Annotated in this window: 4 protein-coding genes; 2 read left to right on the forward strand and 2 right to left on the reverse strand. The window is 69.6% G+C overall.

Annotated features, from left to right (window positions below):
• Nucleotides 1–152: 152 nt before the first annotated feature.
• Nucleotides 153–1,907, forward strand: a complete 1,755-nt coding sequence (locus J0695_RS39050) for an alpha/beta hydrolase (protein WP_206969603.1) — start codon at nucleotides 153–155, stop codon at nucleotides 1,905–1,907.
• Between the two features lie 15 nt (nucleotides 1,908–1,922).
• Here J0695_RS39050 and J0695_RS39055 read toward each other — a convergent pair whose 3' ends face one another.
• A complete protein-coding gene (locus tag J0695_RS39055; protein ID WP_206969606.1) occupies nucleotides 1,923–2,483 on the reverse strand; it encodes a CPBP family intramembrane glutamic endopeptidase in 561 nt (186 codons plus the stop codon).
• 284 nt (nucleotides 2,484–2,767) lie between these two features.
• Nucleotides 2,768–3,064 carry a hypothetical protein gene (locus tag J0695_RS39060; RefSeq protein WP_206969604.1) on the reverse strand — a complete coding sequence of 99 codons (297 nt, stop codon included), beginning with the start codon at nucleotides 3,062–3,064 and terminating at the stop codon, nucleotides 2,768–2,770.
• A gap of 7 nt (nucleotides 3,065–3,071) precedes the next feature.
• On the opposite strand from J0695_RS39060, the gene J0695_RS39065 reads away from it, so the two are divergent.
• The coding region (locus J0695_RS39065; protein ID WP_206969605.1) for a hypothetical protein at nucleotides 3,072–3,318 on the forward strand (247 nt) is incomplete at its 3' end.

A 3,318-nucleotide genomic window follows, 5' to 3' on the forward strand; every position in this document is an offset into this window, starting at 1 on the left:
AAGGCGACGGGAGGTGAGCACGGGGAATCTGTACCAGAGCCGTCGCGACGGGCGAGGCTCTGACATGACGTGGGGGCGGGCTGCCCCGCGAACGGATGACCCTGCTGCGTGGGCGCGCCAGGTTGTGCCGGCAGACGGCTAGCGTGCGGATCATGCGCAAAGTGGCCCCCGGGAAGGAACCGTTCCGGCAGCGGTTCATCGGGTTCGCACAACAGCCTTTCTGGGAGCGGCCCGACAGCTCGTACCTGGTCAGGCGCTGGCCGGACTTCACGGCGGTCTGCTGCGCGACCGTCTTCTTCTGGATGTCGCTGACGCCTTCGCTGGTGCCGCGGCCGTGGTTCCTGCAGGGCCTCGTCGGCGGGATCTCCGCGGCCATCGGATACGCCGTCGGTTCGGTGGCGAGCACGGTCTGCCGGGCCCTGTTCCGGTGGCGGCCCGGCCGTACGACGCGCGCCGGGCTCTGGCAGGCGTACTGGGTCCTCAGCCCGGTGCTCGCCGTAGTCCTGATCACCGAGAGCGCCCATATGCAGCGCAGGCTGCGCGAACTCCAGGGTGTGCCGGAGTCCCTGACCTGGCACACCCCGATGATCGCGCTGATCGCCGTCGTTCTGTGGGCCCTGATCCTCCTGGTCGCACGTTCGATCCGGCTGGGTTCACGTCGGCTGATCCGGCTGCTGCACCGCTTCGTTCCGCTGCCGGTCGCGATCGGTGTGGGACTGGTCCTCAGCGTCTTGAGCGTCGGCGTGGGGCTGCGCAACGTCGTGTTCCAGCGCGGCGTCATCGACATCGCGGACCGGATGGCGTACTCCGTCAACGGCGGTACCAGGGGCGGCATCGAGAAGCCCGTGTCGCCGCTCGTCTCCGGCGGACCCGGTTCGCTCGTCGCGTGGAAGGAACTCGGCTTCCAGGGGCGCAACTTCATCGGTTCCGTACTGACCCGGGATCAGATCACCGCGTTCACGGGGAGGCCGGCGAAGGATCCCGTACGTGTCTACATCAGCGCGTCCGCACCGGAGGCCTTCAGCGACGACGAGGACCCGTTCAAGGGCAAGGCCCAACTGGCCGTGAGGGAGCTGGAACGGACCGGCGCATTCGACCGGGACGTCCTGGCCATCGCGGGCACCACCGGCACGGGCTGGATCAACTCCGACATCAGTGAGCCTCTGGAGTACCTGCACGACGGCAACACCGCCATCGTCGCGGTGCAGTACTCCTATCTCCCGAGCTGGGTCTCCTTCCTCGTCGACAAGGAGCGGGCCGCGCAGGCCACGCGCGACCTTGTGGACGCCGTCCGCGCGAAGTGGGCCACCCTCCCCGAGGGACGTCGCCCGAAACTCGTCGTCACCGGGGAGAGCCTGGGCGGATATGCCGTCGAATCGTCGTTCGACGGTGTCGACGACCTGCTGGCGAAGACCGACGGGGCACTGGTGATCGGCACCCCCAACTTCGCCCCGATGTCGGAGGAGATCAGGGACCACAGGGACGCGGGCAGCCCGGTCTGGAGGCCGCAGTACGACGGCGGCAGGAACGTACGCGTCGCGCAGTTCCCCGAAGCGGATCTGAAGCGGCCCGAGGCGGCCTGGGGGCACCCGCGGGTCGTCTATCTGCAGAACGCCTCCGACCCGGTGGTGTGGTGGTCCACGGACCTCCTGCTCCGCCGCCCCCAGTGGCTCGACAAACCGCTCGGTCCTGACATCACCTCGGAGATCCGCTGGTTCCCGCTCGTCACCTTCTGGCAGACGACGGTCGACATGGCGGTCTCCTACGGGGTGGAGGCCCCGCACGGGCACCGTTACGGGGCAGGACCCGTGGACGGCTGGGCCGCGGTCGTTCCGCGCGAAGGGTGGACCGCCCAGGACACGGCGCGCCTGCGCCGCCACATCGAGCAGCGGGAGAACCCGTACTGATGACCTCGGGCGCAGCTAGCGCAGGAGAAAACCGCAAATGTAGCCCAGGGCATTGGTGGCCCAGTGCAGTCCCATGGGAGCCAGCAGGCTGTCGCTGCGGCGGCGCAGCTCGCAGAAGAGGCAACCCGACGCCGCGGTGAACAGTACGGCTCCGGCGTCGACCAGGACCGTCCCGAGGACGGTGCCGCTGAAGCCCGGGTCGAGTGCGGGTTTGGCGGTGGCGAGGGAGAGGCTCGGGAGGATGTGCCACAGGCCGAACAGCGCTGACGAGAACAGGGTCGCCGCGAGAGGCCCCCGGCGGCGCAGGACCAGTCCGTACAGGACGCCACGGAAGGCGACCTCCTCCAGCAGTACGGTGCCGAACGGCACGTTGATCAGTACGCGCCAGGCCACATCGCACGCTCCGAGGCCGCTGTTGCGCTGGTCCGCGAAGAGCTCGCGCGTCCAGGGCAGTGCCGCCGCGCACGCGTAGCCCGCGGCGACGATCGCGATGAGGGTGCCCGCCCAGCGCAGCCCGCGCCCGAGCGTGTTCCGCGCGAGCCCGACGTCGCGCCATCCGCCGCCGGCCCAGTACATGATGCCCAGCAGGGCGACCGTGGCGGNNCGCTGCCTGTCGCCGCCGCGGACGCGACCGTCGTCCCGCCAAGTGGCCTCGGGGCCGCAGGGCCGTGGTTCAGGCTCCAGGACGACCCGGGGAACGCGGGAATCCCCCACGGAAACCAGGAGGTCACTGCCTTCGCCGACGCCAGATGGCTCGACGGCAGTCTCCACCTGGGTATCGGGGGCGATGAGAGTTCCCAGGCGGCCCACGCCTTCGCTGCTCCGATCACACTTACTTCTCTGCTGGCCTCGGGGATCTCCTACTCCGCGTACCAGAACTCCGCGAAGTCCACGGCCGCGAACTCCGGAGCCAACCTGCAGTTCCCCATGGTCTGCGGCGGAGTCTTCACCACGCTCAGTTTCGAACCGGGGCGCAATACCGACAGCGAGGGCAGGACCGGTGTCGTACCGGACACCTGGCAGGACTTCGTGGCCTCGGGGGCGTCGTCGTGGCGTACCTCGCGCGCGGTGGCGACCTTCCCGGCGATGGGCGACGCGACGTTCAGTGAATTCGCCGCGGCCTGCACCGCGCCTGGGGACGGAGCACTCGGCGTCATTGCCCGGGTGGGACGGCTGGGTTCTCCGACAGCGACGCTCGACACCTACGTGGACGGCATCACGGTGGCAGGCAACACCTACAACTTCGCCGTCGAAGGCCGGGCCAGGGCGGCCCTGACCGTGCCGTCGCCGATCATCGCAGGAGGAGCGGCGGTCGCCGCCTCGGTGGCGTACACGAATCCGGCCAACGGCCCGGAGTACCCGGACACCGGCACGGAACTGACCCTCAAGGGTCCTGCAGGGCTGCGCCCCG

Source organism: Streptomyces beijiangensis (genome assembly GCF_017315755.1).
Taxonomy (GTDB): domain Bacteria; phylum Actinomycetota; class Actinomycetes; order Streptomycetales; family Streptomycetaceae; genus Streptomyces; species Streptomyces beijiangensis.

Excerpts from the sequence above, each read along its gene's own strand:
- J0695_RS39060 (WP_206969604.1), bottom strand. The coding sequence starts at position 3,064 with ATGACGCCGAGTGCTCCGTCCCCAGGCGCGGTGCAGGCCGCGGCGAAT.
- J0695_RS39055 (WP_206969606.1), bottom strand. The coding sequence starts at position 2,483 with ATGTACTGGGCCGGCGGCGGATGGCGCGACGTCGGGCTCGCGCGGAAC.
- J0695_RS39050 (WP_206969603.1), top strand. The coding sequence starts at position 153 with ATGCGCAAAGTGGCCCCCGGGAAGGAACCGTTCCGGCAGCGGTTCATC.